Raw genomic sequence first — 18,585 nt, forward strand, 5'->3', positions numbered from 1 at the left:
ACAAAAAAAGGCATGCTCCCTTATTGAGAGCATGCCTTTTTTTACTTATTTCACAGTATATGAACCTTGTTCAATCCAGCTATACATATACTTTTCATCTTCTGTTTCATGTGCTTGTTTTACAATACGAAGCGGACGGAATGTGTCTATCATAACAGCTAATTCAAGTGTCTCTTTCTTCCCTATACTTGCCTCTGTTTTCCCCGGATGCGGCCCATGGGGAATCCCGCTCGGATGAAGTGTAATAGAACCTTCTTCCACACCTTTGCGACTCATAAAGTTTCCTTCTACATAGTAAAGAACTTCATCACTATTAACATTACTATGATAATATGGTGCCGGAATTGACTCTGGATGATAATCGTATAAACGTGGTACGAAAGAGCAAATAACAAAATTATGCCCTTCAAATGTTTGATGTACTGGCGGTGGCTGATGAATGCGCCCTGTAATTGGTTCAAAATCCTCTACATTAAATACCCACGGATATAAATAGCCATCCCATCCAACAACATCTAACGGGTGGTGTCCTAAAACATGTTTATGCATATAGCCTCTTGATTTTGTCATTACGACAAACTCGCCTTTTTCATCATATGTCTCTAATTTTTCTGGACCACGAAGATCTCTTTCACAAAACGGACTATGCTCTAACAATTGTCCATATTCATTTCGATAACGACGCGGCGTTGTAATTTGGCTATTTGCCTCTACAACGAGAAACTTAGTCTCTCCTTCATCTGGAATAACACGATAAATCGTTCCAATTGGGATCGTTACATAGTCGCCCTTTCTATAGTGAATCGTTCCAAACATCGTTTCAATTTTCCCTGTTCCATAATGAACAAATAACATTTCGTCGCCATCACCATTACGATAGAAATAATCCATTTTTTCTGTTGGGCTCACTACTCCAATTAACAAATCTTCATTTCCAAGTATGAAATTTCGTCCACTTATTGCATCACCACTTTTTTTATTTTCTTTCGTTCGGAAGTGGCGATGAGAAAGAGCAACATCCTCTTCATACTGCAACTGACAAGAATGCGATAATGCAGAATGACCTACTTCTGTTGGCATATAGTGATGATACAAAATGGACTGCGTACCAGAAAATCCTTTCGTTCCCATTACCTGTTCACGATAAAGCGATCCATCTTTTTTACGAAATTGTACATGTCGTTTATGAGGTAGTTCTCCCATGTGACGATAAAACATGCCCATCACCCGCTTCCTTTTCTTTTTTGATCGTATTACGTAGTGTACCTAAACCAGTAATCGACAGCTCTACAACATCTCCATCTTGTAGCCACTCTTCTGTACCAAGTTCTAAAATACAGCCTGTTCCTACTGTCCCAGAACCAATCACATCTCCTGGATATAACGTCACGTCCTCTGAAGCACGTTCAATCATTTCAGCAAATGTATAGTAAATATCTTGGCAGTTTCCCTTTGATAATAGTTTTCCATTTACATGAGCAGTCATTTCTAAATCATATCGATCACCATTACGATAAACATCTAATTCCTCTTTCGTAACAAGATGTGCTCCTAACGAAGTTGCAAAGTCCTTTCCTTTCGCCGGACCGAGACCTACTTTCATTTCTGTTGCTTGTAAGTCTCTCGCACTCCAGTCGTTCATAATACAATAACCAAAAATATATTCCTCTGCTTGCTCACGAGAAATATTTCGCCCTTCTTTTCCTATGACGCAAGCAATCTCCAGCTCATAATCAAGCTTTTTAGACTTTTTCGGACCAATTACAAAATCACCGGAACCAATTACAGCACGATGATTAGTAAAATAAAAAACCGGAATATCGTACCATTCAGGCACAACATCTAGTCCTCTTCGTCCACGAGCTGTTTTTACATGTTGTTCAAATGCGTAAAAATCTCGAATACTACTCGGATTAGGAAGAGCAGCTGTCAATTGTACTTCTTCTAAAGCATATATACCCTTATTTGGATTCTTAATATTCCGTACTACTTCTACATACTCATCAGCTCTCTCTAAAAAAGCCATCATAGAAGAAGGGATTTTCCCTTCACTAGCAAGATTCATATCTATTACTTTGTCACCTTCAAGCCATCCAGCCCGTATTTCTTTTGAAGGAAGACGAAATGTAACAAATTTCATCCTGATTCCTCCTTATAAAAATGAAATTTCCACCAGCAAAGGGACTTTTGCTGGTGGATATAAATCTTATAAGTTTCCGCGACGCTCTTGTTCTCTTTCAATTGATTCGAATAACGCTTTAAAGTTTCCTTCACCAAATCCACGAGAACCTTTACGTTGAATGATTTCAATAAATAAAGTTGGGCGATCGACAATTGGTTTCGTAAAGATTTGTAGTAAGTAACCTTCATCATCACGATCTACTAAGATCTTTAATTCTTTTAATTTATCAATTTCTTCATCGATTTTTCCAACTCGTGCAGTTAACTCATCATAATAAGTATCAGGTGTATCTAAAAACTCCACCCCATTTGCACGAAGCGCTTCAACCGTTTTAACAATATCACTTGTTAATAAAGCAAGATGCTGTACACCAGCTCCATTATAGAATTCTAGATACTCTTGAATTTGTGACTTTCTCTTTCCGTCTGCTGGTTCGTTAATCGGAAACTTAATACGGCTTCCATTCGTCATAACTTTCGACATTAACGCCGAATACTCTGTACTAATATCGTCATCATCAAAATGAATCATTTGTTTAAAGCCCATGACATTCTCGTAATAACTAACCCACTCTTCCATTTTTTCAACATTACCAACTACATGATCGACAGCAATTAAGCCAGACTCTTCAAATGGAATATTAAACTCTACCTTTTGGAATCCTGGCATAAATGCCCCTTTATAATTTTTACGCTCTACAAGCGTATGAATTGTATCACCATACGTACCAATAACTGCTTTTTTCAATGTACCGTCCTCATCTGTTAATTCCTCTGGTGGAGCAATTGCGACGGCACCACGTTTCACTGCTTCTGAGTATGCTTTATCAACATCATCAACAAGTAGTGCCACATCCTTCACGCCATCACCATGAGTCTTTACAAACTCTGCAATACGATTTTCACTACTTAAAGCTCCAGACACAACGAAACGCATATTTTTTTGCACAAGAACATAAGATACCTTTTCACGGTTTCCAGTTTCTAATCCAGAGTAAGCCACAATTTTGAATCCGAATGCTCTCGCAAGATAATAACTCGATTGCTTTGCATTCCCTACGTAAAATTCCAAATGATCTACATCACGTACTGGAAAAAAGTCCTCCATTTGTGCAGCTAGCGTATCCATAGATTTTTGTTTCATAATATCTTCATCCCCCTGTAAATAGATTAAATGGTCCATACTTAATACCAACCGAAAACGCTTCCAACATAAATAAATAGAAATTAGTTAGCAAGCTAACAAATTCTGACCTTTAAAATTTTCTATCTTTTCTGTCAAATTCCTCTTTTTTTCTTACATATAAAATTCGACTTTTTTCTCTTTGAAATAAAGTTAAACTTTAATCAGCCCTCACCAATCGGGGTTTTACTCAGTGGATTTTTGATTATTCATTGAATCAAGTTTCAACCGCAGCGTCTAATTATTCATGAATGCTAAATAATGAGGTAACTTTAATACTTGAAGGTATATAAGAAGAAAATAAAAAAGACTCCAACATATTAAATACTTACTAATACGTTAGAGTCTTTATTTTTTTTGAATAATTGTATTTATATATATCATACTAATACACTTGCAAGGAATAGAATAAATGATGTTAATATTACCGCTCCACCTAAGGATCCTAATAAATCTGTTTTTGTTACTTGAAACACTTGTTCACTGTTCATATCCCTCATTCTCCTTCCATTTTTGTTTGATTTAAAACTTCTATTATACTAATACACTTGATAGAAATACGATTAATGCTGTTAATACTACTGCTCCACTTGCTGATCCTACGAAGTCACCTTTTGTTACTTGTAATACTTGCTTTTTCATATCTTTCATTCTCCCTTCTTTTTCTTTTGTTACAAAGTTTCTATTATACTAATACGCTTGATAGAAATACGATTAATGCTGTTAATACTACCGCTCCACTTGCTGATCCTACGAAGTCACCTTTTGTTACTTGTAATACTTGCTCTTTCATATCATTTATCCTCCCTTCTTTTTCTTTTGTTACAAAGTTTCTATTATACTAATACGCTTGATAGAAATACGATTAATGCTGTTAATACTACCGCCCCACTTGCTGATCCTACGAAGTCACCTTTTGTTACTTGTAATACTTGCTCTTTCATATCTTTCATTCTCCCTTCTTTTTCTTTTGTTACAAAACTTCTATTATACTAATACGCTTGATAGAAATACGATTAATGCTGTTAATACTACCGCCCCACTTGCTGATCCTACGAAGTCACCTTTTGTTACTTGTAATACTTGCTCTTTCATATCATTTATCCTCCCTTTTCATAAGTTATCTATATGTAATTTCTAAGAAATGTTTATTTCATAGTTTTTATGTTAACGTTACATTAAATTTGATAACGTAACGTTTGTAACATTAATGTAACATAACTATTGTTACGTTGCAATATAATAACGTAAAATTTATTACACTTTTTTTACGTTTTTTTATAATAATACCTAAAAACCTTTATTTAATGCGCTTTTCACTAAACTCATGTTTGTAACATTCTTGTAATATTATAGTCATAAAGTGAAATGTAGTCATCCTCCTCTCTATTTTTGTTACAAACAGTTTATTTAGTAACACTAAACCTATCTAATCTTTACTTACTTTTAATATGAGGTAAAATACCGTCTTTCCAAGATAAGTTTATATGTTTCCTCTATATAACTATGTATAATAAAAACAAAGAGGTGGTCATTTTGAAATTAATCGCATTAGATATGGATGGTACACTACTATCATCTAATCTTGAAATCTCCAAAGAAAACCTACAAGCAATCCAAACTGCACAAGAAGCTGGCCATATTGTAATGATTTGTTCTGGTCGTGCGAAAGAGGATGCTTTAAAGCTATTGGAAGAATATAAATTATCTCTTCCAGTCGGAGCAAGCAATGGGGCTATTGTTTATGTAGATGGAAAAGTAATTAACTCTCGTTGTATACAAAACGACAAAGTGTACAAACTTGCAAAATTACTAGAATCTGACGGTTTCCCATATAAGCTATATACGAATAAAGGAGTTTATTCTCCATATACATGGCAAGATCAAGTGATGCAAGCGTTCGAAGAAAATAAGCATGCGCTCGATGTTACATTAGAGGAGCTTGAACGAATTACAGAAAAGCAAAAGAAATCGAACCTAATTACTGATTTCAAAAAAATAGAAGATGTTGTAAATAACCAAGAACTAGAAATATCTAAATTCTTCATTTCAACATTTAATGCAGCGCATCGCGCACAGCTATTAAGCGTGTTACAAGAAGACGCTGATATTATGGTTACAGCATCAGCCCCTACTAACTTAGAAATTATGGATAAGAATGGACATAAAGGAAACGGGCTACAGCAGATGGCAGCTCATTTTAATATCCCTATTGAAGATACAGTTGCTATTGGTGATAATTTTAATGATGTACCAATGTTAGAAGTAGCAGGCTTATCTGTTGCAATGGGCAACGCTGAAGAAGATGTAAAAAAACTATGTGATGTTGTAACATTAACAAACAATGAACATGGTGTTTCTCATGCAATCGAGCAATTTGTATTGAAACAAACTTCATCTAGTAAATAAAAAAAGGACTCTTTCAATTTGAAAGAGTCCTTTTTTTATACATGATGACAAGAAACAAAATGATCATCACCAACATTACGAAATTCTGGTATTGTTTTTTTACAAACATCAGTTGCAAACGGGCAACGTGTATGAAAACGACAACCCGAAGGTGGACTTGCTGGACTTGGAATATCCCCTTCTAGTATAATTCGCTCTCGCTTCACTGTTGGATCTGGTATTGGAACAGCTGATAACAATGCTTTTGTATACGGATGTAGCGGATTGGTAAATAACTCATCACGCGGCGCCGTCTCCACAATTGTACCTAAATACATAATTCCGATTTTCGTACATAAATGTTCTACTACACTCAAATCATGTGAAATGAATAAATAAGATAATCCCTTTTTCTCCTGTAACTCACTAAATAAATTAATAATTTGTGCTTGGATAGATACATCTAGTGCCGCCACAGGTTCATCAGCTACAATGAATTCTGGATTTAATACCATAGCCCTTGCGATTACGATACGCTGACGTTGTCCACCAGAAAACTCATGGGGATACCGGTCAATATGATAAGGAGCTAAGCCACATAACTCCAATACTTCAATTACCTTTTCACGAACATTTTCTTTCGTCGCTAATCCGTGGGCCAACATCGGCTCTCCAAGCGCTTCACCAATTCTCATTCTCGGATTTAATGAGCTAAATGGATCTTGGAAAACGAGCTGCATATTAGGGCGATGTTTTCTCAATTCATCCTTGGATAAAGAATGAACATCTTTCCCTTTAAACTTCACTTCCCCCTCCGTTTTTTGAACGAGACGTAAAATTGTTTTTCCTATCGTTGTTTTTCCGCTCCCTGATTCACCAACGAGACCAAACACTTCACCTTTATTAATAGTAAAACTTACTCCATCAACTGCTTTTACATGCCCGATCGTTCTACTAAATATGCCACCTTTAATTGGAAAATATGTCTTTAGGTTTTTCACCTCTAATAATGGTTCACTCATTGTTCCGCACGCTCCTCATATAACCAGCAAGCTACTTTATGATTTTCATCATTTACATTTAGATTCGGGACTTCTTTTCCACATATTTCCATACGATGCTCACAACGCCCACTAAAGTAGCAAAACTCACCTAAACCAACTAAATTCGGAACTTGCCCTGGAATAGAATATAGTTTATCTATTCGTTTTCCCATTACTGGTTTTGATTTCAACAATCCTTTCGTATAAGGGTGTTTTGGATTTTGGAATATCTCTAGTACTGGAGCTTCTTCAATAACTTTCCCGCCATACATAACGACAACGTAATCAGCCATTTCTGCTACGACACCTAAATCATGTGTAATTAATAAGATCGACGTTTTAAATTCTTCTTTCACTTGTCTTAGTAAATCCAATATTTGAGCTTGAATCGTAACATCAAGAGCTGTTGTTGGTTCATCTGCAATTAATAACTTAGGATTACAACTAAGCGCAACAGCAATCATAATACGTTGTAACATCCCACCGCTCAGTTCATGCGGATAAGAATGAACAATTTCATCAGCACGGGCTATGCCAACTTTACGAATTAACTCAATTGCTTTCTTATATGCTTCATTTTTACTAAGTAATTCATGCTCCCTTAGCGTTTCTACAATTTGCTCACCTACAGTGAAGACGGGATTTAGCGATATCATCGGTTCTTGGAAAATCATCGCAATATCATTGCCTCGTAAACTACGAAGTTCTTTCTCTTTCATTCCTAAAAGACTTTTTCCTTCATATAAAATGTCTCCACCTACTACACTGCCAGATTCAGCAATAAGCCCCATAATAGATAAAGCCGTTACACTCTTCCCGCAACCTGATTCTCCTACTACACAAACCGTTTCACCTTCTCGAACAGCAAAGCTAACATGGTTTACAGCCTTCACTGTCCCTTCCTCTGTTTGAAAGTGTGTTTGTAAGTCTTTTAGCTCTACTACCGCTTTACTCATACATTCTCACCTACCGTCTCATCTTTGGATCTAACGCATCACGAAGTGCATCACCAAGTAAATTAATTGATACAACTGTTATAAAGATTGCAAAACCAGGCGGAATCCATAACCACGGACGCTTTTGGAAATCAATTAATGAGTTAGCTGCGCTAATCATGTTCCCCCATGATGGTGTAGGTGGGACGACGCCGAGACCTAAGTAGCTTAGCGCGGACTCACTTAAAATAGATCCAGCCACACCCAGAGTTGCTACAACAATAAGTAACGGAAAAACGTTAGGAATTAGATGATGAATGATTTTTCGAGAATCTTTTAATCCTAATACATCTGCCGCTTGCATAAAGGCTTGCTCCCGCAATGTTAAAATTTGTCCTCTCACAAGACGGGCAAGTCCTGGCCATCCTACTAAACTTAAAATAATCATTACAACATATAAACGGTACTCCGATGGTAATTTCCATTCTGATAAAATTGCTCCCATTATAATAAGTAGTGGTAATCCTGGAATGGACATTAACACATCTGCAACACGCATAATTAAATGATCTACAACTCCTCGATAAAAACCAGCAATTGCTCCTAATAGAGCTCCTAGTATAACGGATAGTAGCATCGACGCTAAACCGATTGTTAATGAAATACGCCCTGCTTGCATAAGTCTAGTTAAAATATCCCGTCCCAACTGGTCTGTCCCAAGCCAATGTGACAGGCTGGGTGGTTTATTAATTTGTGTTACTTGTACTTTCCCATCAGCATACGGTGAAAAGATTGGACCAATAAAACTAAATAAAAACATAAATATTAAAACGTATAAGCCACACAGTGCCATCTTATTTTTCTTGATTTTTTTATACGCTTGGCGCCATGGTGATGATTCATTTCTTTTTTTCCGTTCTTTCTTTTTCTCTATTATGGGTGTAATAGTCTCCATATCTTCCCCCCCTTACTTCAATCGAATTCTTGGATCAACAAACGCATATACAATATCAGCTAAGAAATTAGCCATAATTGTTAAACAAGAAAGAAACATTGTAAAGGCCATTAATACCGTATAATCACGGAAGTTTAATGCTTCTAATTGAATACTCCCAATCCCTGGCCAATTAAAAATCTGTTCAATAATAATAGCTCCTGAAAATAAACCCGGTAATTCAAAAGCGAGTAATGTAATTGCTGGCAAAATTGCATTTTTCAATGCATGTTTATAAATAACGGTCCTTTCTTTTAAACCTTTTGCACGAGCAGTACGAATATAATCTTGCCTAATAACATCCAACATGCCGGTTCTAAAATAGCGTGTTAACGATCCTACACCAAGAAGCGTTAAAATAAATACAGGTAGAATCATATGACGTAATACTTCTAATATGTATGCTATCCCCGTTGAGTTACTCCCAATATCAATCATGCCACCAATAGGTAATAACTTTAAATCAACTGCTAATAATTTAATTAAAAATAGTCCGATAAAGAATGATGGAAATGACATTGCTGCAAAGACACCGATTGTTACCAATCTATCAAACCAAGAATGCTGCTTTGTTGCAGAAATAACCCCAATAATAAGAGCAATAATCCAAGTGAAAAATAAAGCTGCAGCAGCAACAATAAATGTATTCCAAATGAATTTATTAAGTAATGAAGTTACCGGTTCTTGATACTGTAAAGAAAATCCAAAATCACCATGCAAAGCATTCACTAACCAATGAAAATACCTTTCAATAATCGGTTTATTTAAACCGTACAACTCTCTTAATTCTTGAGCTCTCTCTGGTGTTAATTTTGGATTTGAATCGATATAATCACCCGGTAAGAGTGCAAATAAGAAAAAGATAATAATAGACGTACCAAACAATGTAGGAATCATTTGTAGAAACCTACGAATGATATATGTTTTCACCTTTTGTCTCCCCAATCCTATTTACTTAAAAATAGAAGAACATTTTTTCAAAACAGCTACCATTCCATTGCTGTGTGAAAAAACGTCTTCTATTATTTAGGTCAACCCTTATTGTTCAATAGATAACACTGGTAAGTTGGAACTGATGCTATCGTACTTTTCTGGATCAATTCCTTTTATACGTGCATTATGAGCATAAAGTAGTTTACGATAGTTTAATAAAATAACTGGTGGATCATCACTTAACTCTTTATACAGCTCTTTATAAATCGCTTTACGTTTTTCAATATCTGTCGTTCCTATACCTTTTACAATCAAATCATCTACTTTCGGATTATTATAACCCGTATCACTTTTTGGATTAGTTGATAAGTACTCACTTACAACTTCACTTGGATCACTAATTCCTGGTGTTGAAACTGCCGCTAAATCGTAGTCACCTTTTCCTACTTTTGAAAGCATCGTATTAAAGTCCATCAACTCTGGATTTAATTCAACACCAATTTCTTTGTAACTTTCTTTTGCAATCGGAATAAAGATGTCATTTGTTTTACCTGTATTTGATGCGTAGTATGTTAATTTTAATTTTTGACCATCTTTTTCACGAACCCCGTCAGAACCTACTTTCCAACCAGCCTCATCCAATAATTTTTTAGCCTTTTCTACGTCATGCGGATATTTATTAATACCTTCTTCTGTATATGCCCATGAAACTGGAGCAATTGGTACGTTAGCGACAGAGCCATAGCCTTGTAAAGCTGTATCCACATACTTCTTACGGTCTAATCCATAAGTAAGTGCTTGGCGTACCTTTTTATCTTTCAAATACGACTTCTTATTATTTACATAGATATAAGCAATATCACTTGATGATTCAAGATTAATATTTGCAAACTCTAATCCTTTTAATTGGTCTATATTTTCAGGGTTCGCTCTAAACCCACTATAGTCCAGTTCACCTGTTTGGAATAATTGGAATCCAGTATCACCTGATGTGATTTTGTAAATAAAGTTTTTAATTTTTGGTTTACCTGCATAATAATTTTCGTTAGCAACAAAGCGGACTTCTTGACCTGGAACATATTTTTCAAATTTATATGGACCCGCTGCAATTGGTTGCCCATATAATGCTTTTAAATAGTCTAAACTTGTATTTTGTTTATAATCTTTTCCATAATAAGCTTTTGATAGCACTGGGCCACCTAAATTCGTTAGCGCCTGTGAATTAACTTTTTCAGTTGTAATTTTAATTGTCTGTGGATCAACAACTTGGATTCCTTCAATAGAAGTTGCTTTTCCTTCTTTATATTCTTTCCCACCTTTAACAGCATACTGAGCAATATCCAATCCACCTTCATACGCTTTATCATGAAGTAGTGTTAATGTAAATGCTACGTCATCCGCTGTTAGAGGCGACCCATCACTAAATTTTAAATTTTTACGCAAATGGAATGTATATGTTAACTGGTCAGCAGAAATATCCCATTTTTCTGCAAGATCCGGAACAGGTTTACTTTGTTTGTCTGTTGTTACTAATGAAGCAAAAATAACCGACGTTACATTTCCATCCCAACCATTATCTTGGAAATACGGAAGGAAAACTCCCCCTGGCTTAGAAATGGCTGTAATGAAAGTATCTTTTCGTTGATTTGCTTTCTCTGGACTTTTCTTTTTATCTGTAGCTGGAATTGATTCAATCTTAGAGTCTTTTAAATCCTGCTTTTTTACTGGTTCTGTAGAAGCCGTATCCTCCTGTCCTCCACAAGCAGATAACACAAGCGAACTACTCAGTAATACTGAAAATACACCAGCCCATTTTTTTGTCTTTTTCTTCATTGTCCCCACCCTAACTGTTTAATAGTTATACCCTTTGAACTTATTAGCTTATGTATGCCTCCCACAGCACATTTATAGCCAATCGGAAAAGTCGGTTTTAATCAGAAAAAAATAGATGTTTTTGAGGGGTAACAATCTTATTCCGACCTTTCCGGTAGACTTTATGGTTATCAGCTTATATCGTTCAGTATATTTTGTCAATTCTTTCTAAATAAATATTTTGAGAATTTTTCCAAAATTATCACTCTATCCTTATACTTTAAGAAAACTCAGCTATAATTCGTATTAAAAACTTAAAAATCTACTTCTATTTCTTCAGCATGAAACATAGAATACTAATAACCAATTACCAAAAAGGGGGCGAAAATATGGACAACCTATTCCAATACGTCCTGCACTACTTATTATTAACAATTATGATAGTCGGGGCGCTATTACTATTCCCGTTCTTCCCAAAGTTCGTCCTCTTTTTAGCTTTTTTTATCATGCTCGGGATCGCTATTATAATTTCAACGAGAGAAGATGCCACAAAAAAAGAGAGCAGAGTTCAGCGCGTAAAGCTGTAACTTTGCTCTCTTTTCGTTTTCAATCACTAGTCTCTGTTACACATATTTATCCCGCTCTTTGCCGGGCAGTAAGACCCACACTGATTAAAGTCTCACTTTATCTCTCGGGAAATAATTAGCCTTTGTTTTTGTGATTACTCCTATCGAAAAGCCACTAATGACATTTATTTTTCACCTTATCATTTCATATGTTTCACAAGCTATGCAAATTGAGGAACACGGATTTATCTAAGTTACTGTTTCACGTGAAACACATCGCTTCATTTAACCTTTAAAGAAAAATATCATTATGAAAAAGCCACTTCCTCCAGCAAAACTGAAAGGAAGTGGCTTTCTACTCTTTACTCCACAATATTCTCTAATTCATTATATAAATCTGCTCGTAACAACTCTTTCTTCGTTTTTTCCTCATATAATTTTTCAAGTTTTTCAACATCAGCTACATGTTCCATTTCACATTCTATTGCATATATATCTTCTTCTACATGCATTAACTCGTTTTCAATCTCTTCAAGATCCCTAGCTTCTTTCTCTTTTACAGGAACCGTTTCAACGCTCTTTCTCTCTTGGCGTTTCTGCTTTATTACTTGCTCCTCAAGCTTTTCTTCCCATTTTTGACGAGCCCATGCATAGTTTCCTGCAAACTCAAATAATTTACATTCATCAATCCAGTACGTCTTTTCAAATAACTTATTTAAAAAATAACGATCATGTGAAACAGCTAGGATTGTTCCATTATATTGTTCAAGGGCTTCCTCTAAAACTTCCCTTGATTCAATATCAAGATGGTTTGTCGGCTCATCTAAAATTAGAAAATTGATGTCTTGATACATAAGTTGCGCAAGTCTTAACCTCATTTTTTCTCCACCGCTCAGTTGCGTTACTTTCTTAAATACTGCTGGACCATAAAATAAAAACTTAGCCAATATATGTCTTGCTTCTCCTTCGGTTACAGCTACATACTCTCTAAACGCTTCCAATACATTACTCTTCACATTTCCATACGTATGCTGTGATAAATAACCAATTTTGACACTACTACCAATTCGAATTTCACCAACATCTGGATTTATTTCTTCTAATAGTAGTTTTAATAATGTAGTCTTTCCTGTACCATTACGACCAACGATAGCCGCACGCTCTTGAAAACGAACATGTAAATTCGCTTGTTCAAATAAAGGTCGGTCAGCAAAACCTTTACTCACTTCTTTCATTACAACAACATCTTTCCCACTTCTCTCTTGCCCTTCAAACTGAAGCCCCATCTGTTTTCGTTCTAAAATCGGCCTCTTTAACTTCTCTATGCGTTCTAACGCACGTTCCATATTTCTCGCTCTTTTATGCAATCCTTCATTCGGAGGATTTGCTTGATTTGCCCATTCACGTAGACGCTTAATTGCTTCTTTCATTTTCTTTATTTTCTTTTGCTGCTCCTGATAAGCTTGAAACTCTTGAAGTAATCTTTCTTCCTTCTCCTCAACGAACTGAGAATAATTCGTATGGTACACGTGAATTTCTCCATCTTCCAAATCAAAAATTTTCGTTACAACTTCATCAAGGAAATAGCGATCATGTGAAATAACCATAACTGTTCCGGTGTATTCTTTTAAAAATTGCTCTAACCATTCAACTGCAAATAAATCTAAATGATTTGTTGGTTCATCTAATAGAAGTAAATCTGGTTTCTGCAATAGCATATATGCAAGACTTACTTTCGTCTGTTCTCCTCCACTTAATTCCGTAAATACTCTTGAAAATAAATCTGTCACTTGTAAGCCATTTGCTACCTTCATTATATTTGCCTCGATTTCATAACCACCGAGAAACGCAAATTTTTCTTGAATGACTCCGTACCTCTCCATTAACTTTTCCAAATCAGATTGTTCCTGTTCCACCGCCATATTTTTTTCTAAATCATGCATTTCTTTTTCTAATTCCTTTTCTACTTTAAAAGCGGAACTCAATACATCATATACAGTCATGGCCTCATCAAACTTCGGAATTTGTGCGACATGACCAATACGTGTACCTTTCTTCATATGAATGGCTCCTGCATCCAAACTCTCCATTCCCGTTAGAAGCCCAAAGATTGTTGTCTTCCCACTACCGTTACGACCAACTAACCCAACACGTTCACCATTCTTTATCTCAAGCGATATATTTTCAAATATGATGTTTCCACCGAAAGATTTCGTTACATTATTTACACTACAAATAGTCATTTTCCGTACTCCTTTCAATATAAAAAACCATGAGAAAGAAACATTCCCCATGGTTTTCGGCATAGAAAAAGGAAGCCAAATAGCTCCCTTTTCACACGTTTATTAAAAATGGGTGAAGAGATTTCTATCGTTCAATAGCCACTATGCAATTGTTAAAAAAGGGCATACGTATCCCGTTAACAACTACATCATGAAAAATCGCACGACAAAAATAGATAAAATCTAAAAATTTGGCACGCGCAGCTAAAGAACGTTTCATCTCATTCACCCCTTTCGTACGGAATTTAATACTTACTTCTTTATTATACTTCCCTATTTCATGTTTGAATAGTCATTTTTCTGAAAATAATGAAGATAGACTAAACATTTCAATCAGTGACATCAAATCTTACGAAACTGTTATGTTCACGTAATAGAAAGCGATAGTACGAAAAGATGCCTCCCTATACAATAAAGATGTAAACAAGAGAGACAAACAAAAGGAGGAAACAAACATGATGAAAGAAATCGTAAAAGCAATCTTTGAGGTATTAGTGAACGGACAAGCAGTTGTAAAAGAACTAAATGAACTATAAAAAGGAGTGAAGAAATATGATGAACATGGTAAAAATGATTTTACACGCTTTAGTCGATGCAAAAGCAGTTAGCCAAGAATTAAACCAACAATAAAAAGGGGTATATGAATATGAAGAAAGCCATTATTATAATTGCAAGCACAGCAATTACTTTATACACAATAAAAAATAGAAAAAAGAAAAATAATGAAAATGTTCTATATTATCCATACACACTATTAGAGAAAAAATAAAAGACAAGGTACCCTATCGTAATGAGGATATCTTGTCTTTTATTTTTTCCATATTGCCTTTAGAGGATTTCCTTCTCCTTTTCCCGAATGTATTAAGCGGGATTTTTACACATATTTTAAAGGGGCATATATACAAATGGATACACAACAACTATATTTTTTAAACGATATCGGTAAACAAAAACCAGAAAGTATTCGGAATAGAAGCGCTGCATGTCCATTTTGCGATAGAAAACATTTAACGGATATTTTAGCAACTGATGGTTCTATTATTTGGTTAAAAAATAAATTCCCTACATTACAACATACATTTCAAACGGTGCTAATCGAAACGGATAATTGCGAAGATCATATCGCAACATATACAGAAGAACATATGAGAAAATTAATGCAATTTTCTATTCAACATTGGTTACACTTACAGAACAACGAAGAGTTTGCATCTGTGATTTTATACAAAAATCATGGTCCATTTTCAGGCGGAAGTTTGCATCATGCACACATGCAAATTATCGGAATGAAACATGTAGATTATCTTGAAAATATTGAAGAAGAAAATTTCCAAGGGGTAATTGTTCAAAAAAATGAACGCATTGAGCTTAATATTTCAGAGCGTCCCATTATTGGCTTCACTGAATTCAATATAATGATTGATAATATTTCATATATAGATGAAATGGCAAATTACATTCAGCAAACTGTACGTTACATACTGACAGATTTCCATAAAGGATGCAGTAGTTATAACTTATTCTTCTATTACTTAAATGGAAAAATTATTTGTAAAGTTGTTCCTAGGTTCGTCGTTTCACCATTGTATGTAGGATATAAAATACCTCAAGTTTCTACAAAACTAGAAGAGGTGAAAATACAACTCACACAGTATTTCACGAAAGAAAAGGATGAAATTATTCATAAAAAAACAGAGTAGGTATAGAAAACCTACTCTTTTATTACACCTTTATTTCGATAGTACACATCTTCTAATCCGATGTTATACTTCATGTTATTATCCGTCCACTCTGGCCCTAAATTCCCTGGCCATCCAGATGTATTCGCTATATATTTCAGTAATGCAAAATCAGTCAAACCTTTTTGCACCCCACGCTTATATCCTTTCATCAAATGCGGCATGGCAATTTGTGCATTTGTACGTGGATCTTTCAGCTCATCATCAGTTAAATGTTCTGGTGCAAGCCCGCCACCGCGGTGTAGTTGAAACAATCCGAATGAAGTTCCATTATCTCCAACACTTCTTGGATTTAATCGACTTTCATGCTCAGCAATTGTAAGAGGTATCCATTCTGGAAGATTTACTTTCTTCGCTTCCTCTATAATGATTTGTTTCACCTGTTTTGCTTCTTCTGAATCAACATAGCTTGTTCTATTCACTAGCTTATCCATTCCTTCAGACTTTCCTTGGAAATATAAATACACTCCAAGAACAACTAAAAATCCTACAAAGAATTTCTTCACTACCTCTACCTCTTTCTCCGCTGAAATTTGTCCCCTTTCAGCCTTCCCTTTACAATTACCTACATTCTATTACTCTTTTATCATAGCAAATAACTATACATATTATCATCATGCTTTAGACCGATTTTGTGAAAAAACAGCTGGTAAATACGTGCAAAAATGTAACTTTCATAGACTATAACGCATTTATTGTATATAATTGTAAACTGAACTCTATATATAGAATAGGAGCATACAAAATGAAAAAATGCCTAACACTCTTGTTCAGCATTTTACTACTCATCCCTACCTACACCTCTGCACAAACATCATCAAAACCAAAAGTACTTGTTTTGTATAGTACACAAGACGATAAAGTTTCAAATAATGTCCAAATCCTTAATACTCAATTAGGACATTTTACAAATGATATAACCGTAAAAAACTTAAAAGAAGCAACTTCAATTAATAACGTATCCTCCTATACACATATTGTTTATATCGGTGAAAAAAAAGAAGCGTTTTCTGATGAAACGAAACAATTTCTAGAAAACTTCTCCGGCCCTGTATTAGTGTTAGGACAAAATGTTGAACAATTATCTAACCGTTTTTCTTTCATTACATTGAAGAGCGACGATATACGAGTTAATAAAATTGAATATCCAGACAAGAAGCTAAAAAACATCTTAGAAGAGGAACGATTAATTCAATCGTTTGATACAAATGGAACTGTGCTTGCTAACGCTTTAAGCTCAAATAACACTAATCCACTAATCGTTCAGCATGAAACATCTTATTATGTTGCAACACCTAATCTCTTTGACTGGATGTCTCATTACGTCGGTGAAATATTATTTTCTTATTTTGACCAAAAACCAACGACAAATAAAGTTGAAGCTTATTTACGTCTTGAGGATGTTCACCCAGCAGCGGATATAAATCAATTGAAAGAAATTGCTCAGTTACTAAAAGAGAAAAAGATCCCTTATATGATTACTGTTATTCCGGTATATAAAGATCCAGATACAGGAAAGATAATACATTTAGAAGATAAACCAGAACTAGTTGATCTTTTACGCTCTATGCAAGATGATGGTGCGGCAATTATTATGCATGGTTATACTCATCAATTTTATGACAGTGAAACAGGTGAGGGCTTTGAATTTTGGGATGTAAAAACAGATCAACCAATTCGCCAACCGAAACATGAAAAACCGAAGACAAAAGATGACTTTCCAAATGTAGAGGCATATAACCAATATGTAAAGAAAGGGGAAGAGTTTGAAGAAAAATATACGAAAGATCATATCGAAAAAGGCATTAAGGAACTTGTAGATGCCAAACTATACCCCGTTGCCTTTGAAGCACCTCATTACACGATGTCTCAAAAAGGATATGAAATATTATCAAGATACTTTTCAACTTATGTAGGACAACTACAGTTAAATGATACAACTTGGAAGTCCATGCACTCACCACATTATACAAGTACTCCGTCATTTTTACATGGAATGAAACTATTGCCTGAAACAGTTGGATTTATTGAAGAAGATAAGCCACAGTCTATTGCTAAAATGAAAGAACGTGCTGTATCTGTTTCTAAATTATCCGATGGAGTTATCGGTGCATTCTATCATCCTTACTTAGGTGTGAAACCATTAAAAGAAGTATTAAAGAATCTAGAAAGCATTCCAAACATAGAATGGATTGATTTACAAAAGGAAACGAACGAAGTAAAAATGAAAGATATTCATATTACTACGAATAAAGACGGCATTCACGTTGAAAAACCAACAAGTGCAAATGACGTAATCGATTACATAAAACAATATGGATTTTTCCTTGTACTTGGGTTCATTATCATCGTCTTTCTATTATTATTAAGACGTGCGAAAAAATTAGAATCCTAATACAAAACCACCAAGCAGAATGCTTGGTGGTTTTTTTATCCTATATCAAAACGTGGCATATTATTAACAACCCATTGATCATTTTCATAAATAAATTTAACTTCTACTTTTTCCGTTACATGATTAAAACTATA

General features: G+C 35.0%; 21 protein-coding genes. 5 read left to right on the forward strand and 16 right to left on the reverse strand.

The annotated features are described in order from the left end of the window. Nucleotides 1-45: 45 nt before the first annotated feature. The 8 genes from ACTJJY_RS14260 to ACTJJY_RS14295 all read right to left on the reverse strand — a co-directional run bounded on the left by ACTJJY_RS14260 (nt 46) and on the right by ACTJJY_RS14295 (nt 4,459). Nucleotides 46-1,218, reverse strand: a complete 1,173-nt coding sequence (locus ACTJJY_RS14260; protein WP_014481934.1) for a homogentisate 1,2-dioxygenase — start codon at nt 1,216-1,218, stop codon at nt 46-48. Further along, nucleotides 1,184-2,140: a fumarylacetoacetate hydrolase family protein gene (locus ACTJJY_RS14265; protein ID WP_440605772.1), complete on the reverse strand. Its 957-nt coding sequence runs from the start codon at nt 2,138-2,140 to the stop codon at nt 1,184-1,186. Before ACTJJY_RS14265 ends, ACTJJY_RS14260 begins: the two co-directional genes overlap by 35 nt. Before the next feature lie 66 nt (nt 2,141-2,206). Beyond that, nucleotides 2,207-3,325: a 4-hydroxyphenylpyruvate dioxygenase gene (hppD, locus tag ACTJJY_RS14270; RefSeq protein WP_000810920.1), complete on the reverse strand. Its 1,119-nt coding sequence runs from the start codon at nt 3,323-3,325 to the stop codon at nt 2,207-2,209. A gap of 419 nt (nt 3,326-3,744) precedes the next feature. Beyond that, complete coding sequence (locus ACTJJY_RS14275; protein WP_001083691.1) at nt 3,745-3,855, reverse strand: DUF3948 family protein; 111 nt, start codon at nt 3,853-3,855, stop codon at nt 3,745-3,747. 43 nt (nt 3,856-3,898) lie between these two features. Further along, nucleotides 3,899-4,015: a DUF3948 family protein gene (locus ACTJJY_RS14280; RefSeq protein ID WP_440605773.1), complete on the reverse strand. Its 117-nt coding sequence runs from the start codon at nt 4,013-4,015 to the stop codon at nt 3,899-3,901. Nucleotides 4,016-4,049: 34 nt separating this feature from the next. Beyond that, nucleotides 4,050-4,157 (reverse strand): DUF3948 family protein, encoded by a 108-nt coding sequence (locus tag ACTJJY_RS14285; RefSeq protein ID WP_000664237.1) that lies wholly within the window; start codon nt 4,155-4,157, stop codon nt 4,050-4,052. Nucleotides 4,158-4,200: 43 nt separating this feature from the next. Continuing rightward, nucleotides 4,201-4,317, reverse strand: coding sequence for a DUF3948 family protein (locus ACTJJY_RS14290; RefSeq protein WP_000654250.1), 117 nt, complete (start codon nt 4,315-4,317; stop codon nt 4,201-4,203). A 34-nt stretch (nt 4,318-4,351) separates the two neighbouring features. Beyond that, on the reverse strand, nt 4,352-4,459 hold the full coding sequence (locus ACTJJY_RS14295; RefSeq protein WP_000664237.1) for a DUF3948 family protein: 108 nt from the start codon (nt 4,457-4,459) through the stop codon (nt 4,352-4,354). A gap of 441 nt (nt 4,460-4,900) precedes the next feature. Between ACTJJY_RS14295 and ACTJJY_RS14300 the strand changes: the two genes are divergently transcribed. Further along, nucleotides 4,901-5,773 carry a Cof-type HAD-IIB family hydrolase gene (locus ACTJJY_RS14300; protein ID WP_440605774.1) on the forward strand — a complete coding sequence of 291 codons (873 nt, stop codon included), beginning with the start codon at nt 4,901-4,903 and terminating at the stop codon, nt 5,771-5,773. A 35-nt stretch (nt 5,774-5,808) separates the two neighbouring features. On the opposite strand, the gene ACTJJY_RS14305 is transcribed toward ACTJJY_RS14300, so the two are convergent. The 5 genes from ACTJJY_RS14305 to ACTJJY_RS14325 form a co-directional block, all read right to left on the reverse strand. Continuing rightward, entirely contained in the window at nt 5,809-6,774 is a 966-nt protein-coding gene (locus ACTJJY_RS14305; RefSeq protein ID WP_098125797.1) for an ABC transporter ATP-binding protein, read from the reverse strand. Further along, a complete protein-coding gene (locus tag ACTJJY_RS14310) occupies nt 6,771-7,751 on the reverse strand; it encodes an ABC transporter ATP-binding protein (protein ID WP_440605775.1) in 981 nt (326 codons plus the stop codon). Before ACTJJY_RS14310 ends, ACTJJY_RS14305 begins: the two co-directional genes overlap by 4 nt. 10 nt (nt 7,752-7,761) lie before the next feature. Beyond that, nucleotides 7,762-8,685 (reverse strand): oligopeptide ABC transporter permease, encoded by a 924-nt coding sequence (opp4C, locus tag ACTJJY_RS14315; protein ID WP_000447957.1) that lies wholly within the window; start codon nt 8,683-8,685, stop codon nt 7,762-7,764. A gap of 12 nt (nt 8,686-8,697) precedes the next feature. After that, a complete protein-coding gene (locus tag ACTJJY_RS14320) occupies nt 8,698-9,654 on the reverse strand; it encodes an ABC transporter permease (protein ID WP_000860687.1) in 957 nt (318 codons plus the stop codon). Between the two features lie 108 nt (nt 9,655-9,762). Next, entirely contained in the window at nt 9,763-11,490 is a 1,728-nt protein-coding gene (locus ACTJJY_RS14325) for an ABC transporter substrate-binding protein (protein WP_000730676.1), read from the reverse strand. 368 nt (nt 11,491-11,858) lie between these two features. Between ACTJJY_RS14325 and ACTJJY_RS14330 the strand changes: the two genes are divergently transcribed. Beyond that, nucleotides 11,859-12,056: a hypothetical protein gene (locus tag ACTJJY_RS14330; protein WP_440605776.1), complete on the forward strand. Its 198-nt coding sequence runs from the start codon at nt 11,859-11,861 to the stop codon at nt 12,054-12,056. Nucleotides 12,057-12,397: 341 nt separating this feature from the next. On the opposite strand, the gene abc-f is transcribed toward ACTJJY_RS14330, so the two are convergent. Next, nucleotides 12,398-14,329 carry a ribosomal protection-like ABC-F family protein gene (gene abc-f / locus ACTJJY_RS14335; RefSeq protein WP_440605811.1) on the reverse strand — a complete coding sequence of 644 codons (1,932 nt, stop codon included), beginning with the start codon at nt 14,327-14,329 and terminating at the stop codon, nt 12,398-12,400. 73 nt (nt 14,330-14,402) lie between these two features. Then, nucleotides 14,403-14,537 carry an RAxF-45 family protein gene (locus tag ACTJJY_RS14340; protein ID WP_098268924.1) on the reverse strand — a complete coding sequence of 45 codons (135 nt, stop codon included), beginning with the start codon at nt 14,535-14,537 and terminating at the stop codon, nt 14,403-14,405. A 420-nt stretch (nt 14,538-14,957) separates the two neighbouring features. Between ACTJJY_RS14340 and ACTJJY_RS14345 the strand changes: the two genes are divergently transcribed. After that, nucleotides 14,958-15,086, forward strand: a complete 129-nt coding sequence (locus ACTJJY_RS14345) for a hypothetical protein (RefSeq protein ID WP_001998915.1) — start codon at nt 14,958-14,960, stop codon at nt 15,084-15,086. Nucleotides 15,087-15,222: 136 nt separating this feature from the next. Continuing rightward, complete coding sequence (locus tag ACTJJY_RS14350; RefSeq protein WP_440605777.1) at nt 15,223-16,017, forward strand: DUF4931 domain-containing protein; 795 nt, start codon at nt 15,223-15,225, stop codon at nt 16,015-16,017. A gap of 11 nt (nt 16,018-16,028) precedes the next feature. Here ACTJJY_RS14350 and ACTJJY_RS14355 read toward each other — a convergent pair whose 3' ends face one another. Further along, the gene (locus tag ACTJJY_RS14355; RefSeq protein ID WP_440605778.1) at nt 16,029-16,562 is read right to left on the reverse strand and encodes a transglycosylase SLT domain-containing protein; all 534 of its coding nucleotides are present in this window, start codon (nt 16,560-16,562) and stop codon (nt 16,029-16,031) included. A gap of 239 nt (nt 16,563-16,801) precedes the next feature. On the opposite strand from ACTJJY_RS14355, the gene ACTJJY_RS14360 reads away from it, so the two are divergent. Beyond that, nucleotides 16,802-18,451, forward strand: a complete 1,650-nt coding sequence (locus ACTJJY_RS14360) for a DUF2334 domain-containing protein (RefSeq protein WP_440605779.1) — start codon at nt 16,802-16,804, stop codon at nt 18,449-18,451. Nucleotides 18,452-18,585: the final 134 nt, after the last annotated feature.

Origin of the sequence: Bacillus sp. 22475, from assembly GCF_052044835.1 — a bacterium.
Classification (GTDB): domain Bacteria; phylum Bacillota; class Bacilli; order Bacillales; family Bacillaceae_G; genus Bacillus_A; species Bacillus_A cereus.

What these genes read in the sequence shown, in the direction of transcription:
- ACTJJY_RS14260 (WP_014481934.1), bottom strand. Translation starts at nt 1,218, where the DNA reads ATGTTTTATCGTCACATGGGAGAACTACCTCATAAACGACATGTACAA.
- ACTJJY_RS14265 (WP_440605772.1), bottom strand. Translation starts at nt 2,140, where the DNA reads ATGAAATTTGTTACATTTCGTCTTCCTTCAAAAGAAATACGGGCTGGA.
- hppD (WP_000810920.1), bottom strand. Translation starts at nt 3,325, where the DNA reads ATGAAACAAAAATCTATGGATACGCTAGCTGCACAAATGGAGGACTTT.
- ACTJJY_RS14275 (WP_001083691.1), bottom strand. Translation starts at nt 3,855, where the DNA reads ATGAACAGTGAACAAGTGTTTCAAGTAACAAAAACAGATTTATTAGGA.
- ACTJJY_RS14280 (WP_440605773.1), bottom strand. Translation starts at nt 4,015, where the DNA reads ATGAAAGATATGAAAAAGCAAGTATTACAAGTAACAAAAGGTGACTTC.
- ACTJJY_RS14285 (WP_000664237.1), bottom strand. Translation starts at nt 4,157, where the DNA reads ATGAAAGAGCAAGTATTACAAGTAACAAAAGGTGACTTCGTAGGATCA.
- ACTJJY_RS14290 (WP_000654250.1), bottom strand. Translation starts at nt 4,317, where the DNA reads ATGAAAGATATGAAAGAGCAAGTATTACAAGTAACAAAAGGTGACTTC.
- ACTJJY_RS14295 (WP_000664237.1), bottom strand. Translation starts at nt 4,459, where the DNA reads ATGAAAGAGCAAGTATTACAAGTAACAAAAGGTGACTTCGTAGGATCA.
- ACTJJY_RS14305 (WP_098125797.1), bottom strand. Translation starts at nt 6,774, where the DNA reads ATGAGTGAACCATTATTAGAGGTGAAAAACCTAAAGACATATTTTCCA.
- ACTJJY_RS14310 (WP_440605775.1), bottom strand. Translation starts at nt 7,751, where the DNA reads ATGAGTAAAGCGGTAGTAGAGCTAAAAGACTTACAAACACACTTTCAA.
- opp4C (WP_000447957.1), bottom strand. Translation starts at nt 8,685, where the DNA reads ATGGAGACTATTACACCCATAATAGAGAAAAAGAAAGAACGGAAAAAA.
- ACTJJY_RS14325 (WP_000730676.1), bottom strand. Translation starts at nt 11,490, where the DNA reads ATGAAGAAAAAGACAAAAAAATGGGCTGGTGTATTTTCAGTATTACTG.
- ACTJJY_RS14330 (WP_440605776.1), top strand. Translation starts at nt 11,859, where the DNA reads ATGGACAACCTATTCCAATACGTCCTGCACTACTTATTATTAACAATT.
- abc-f (WP_440605811.1), bottom strand. Translation starts at nt 14,329, where the DNA reads ATGGGGAATGTTTCTTTCTCATGGTTTTTTATATTGAAAGGAGTACGG.
- ACTJJY_RS14340 (WP_098268924.1), bottom strand. Translation starts at nt 14,537, where the DNA reads ATGAAACGTTCTTTAGCTGCGCGTGCCAAATTTTTAGATTTTATCTAT.
- ACTJJY_RS14345 (WP_001998915.1), top strand. Translation starts at nt 14,958, where the DNA reads ATGAATATGAAGAAAGCCATTATTATAATTGCAAGCACAGCAATTACT.
- ACTJJY_RS14350 (WP_440605777.1), top strand. Translation starts at nt 15,223, where the DNA reads ATGGATACACAACAACTATATTTTTTAAACGATATCGGTAAACAAAAA.
- ACTJJY_RS14360 (WP_440605779.1), top strand. Translation starts at nt 16,802, where the DNA reads ATGAAAAAATGCCTAACACTCTTGTTCAGCATTTTACTACTCATCCCT.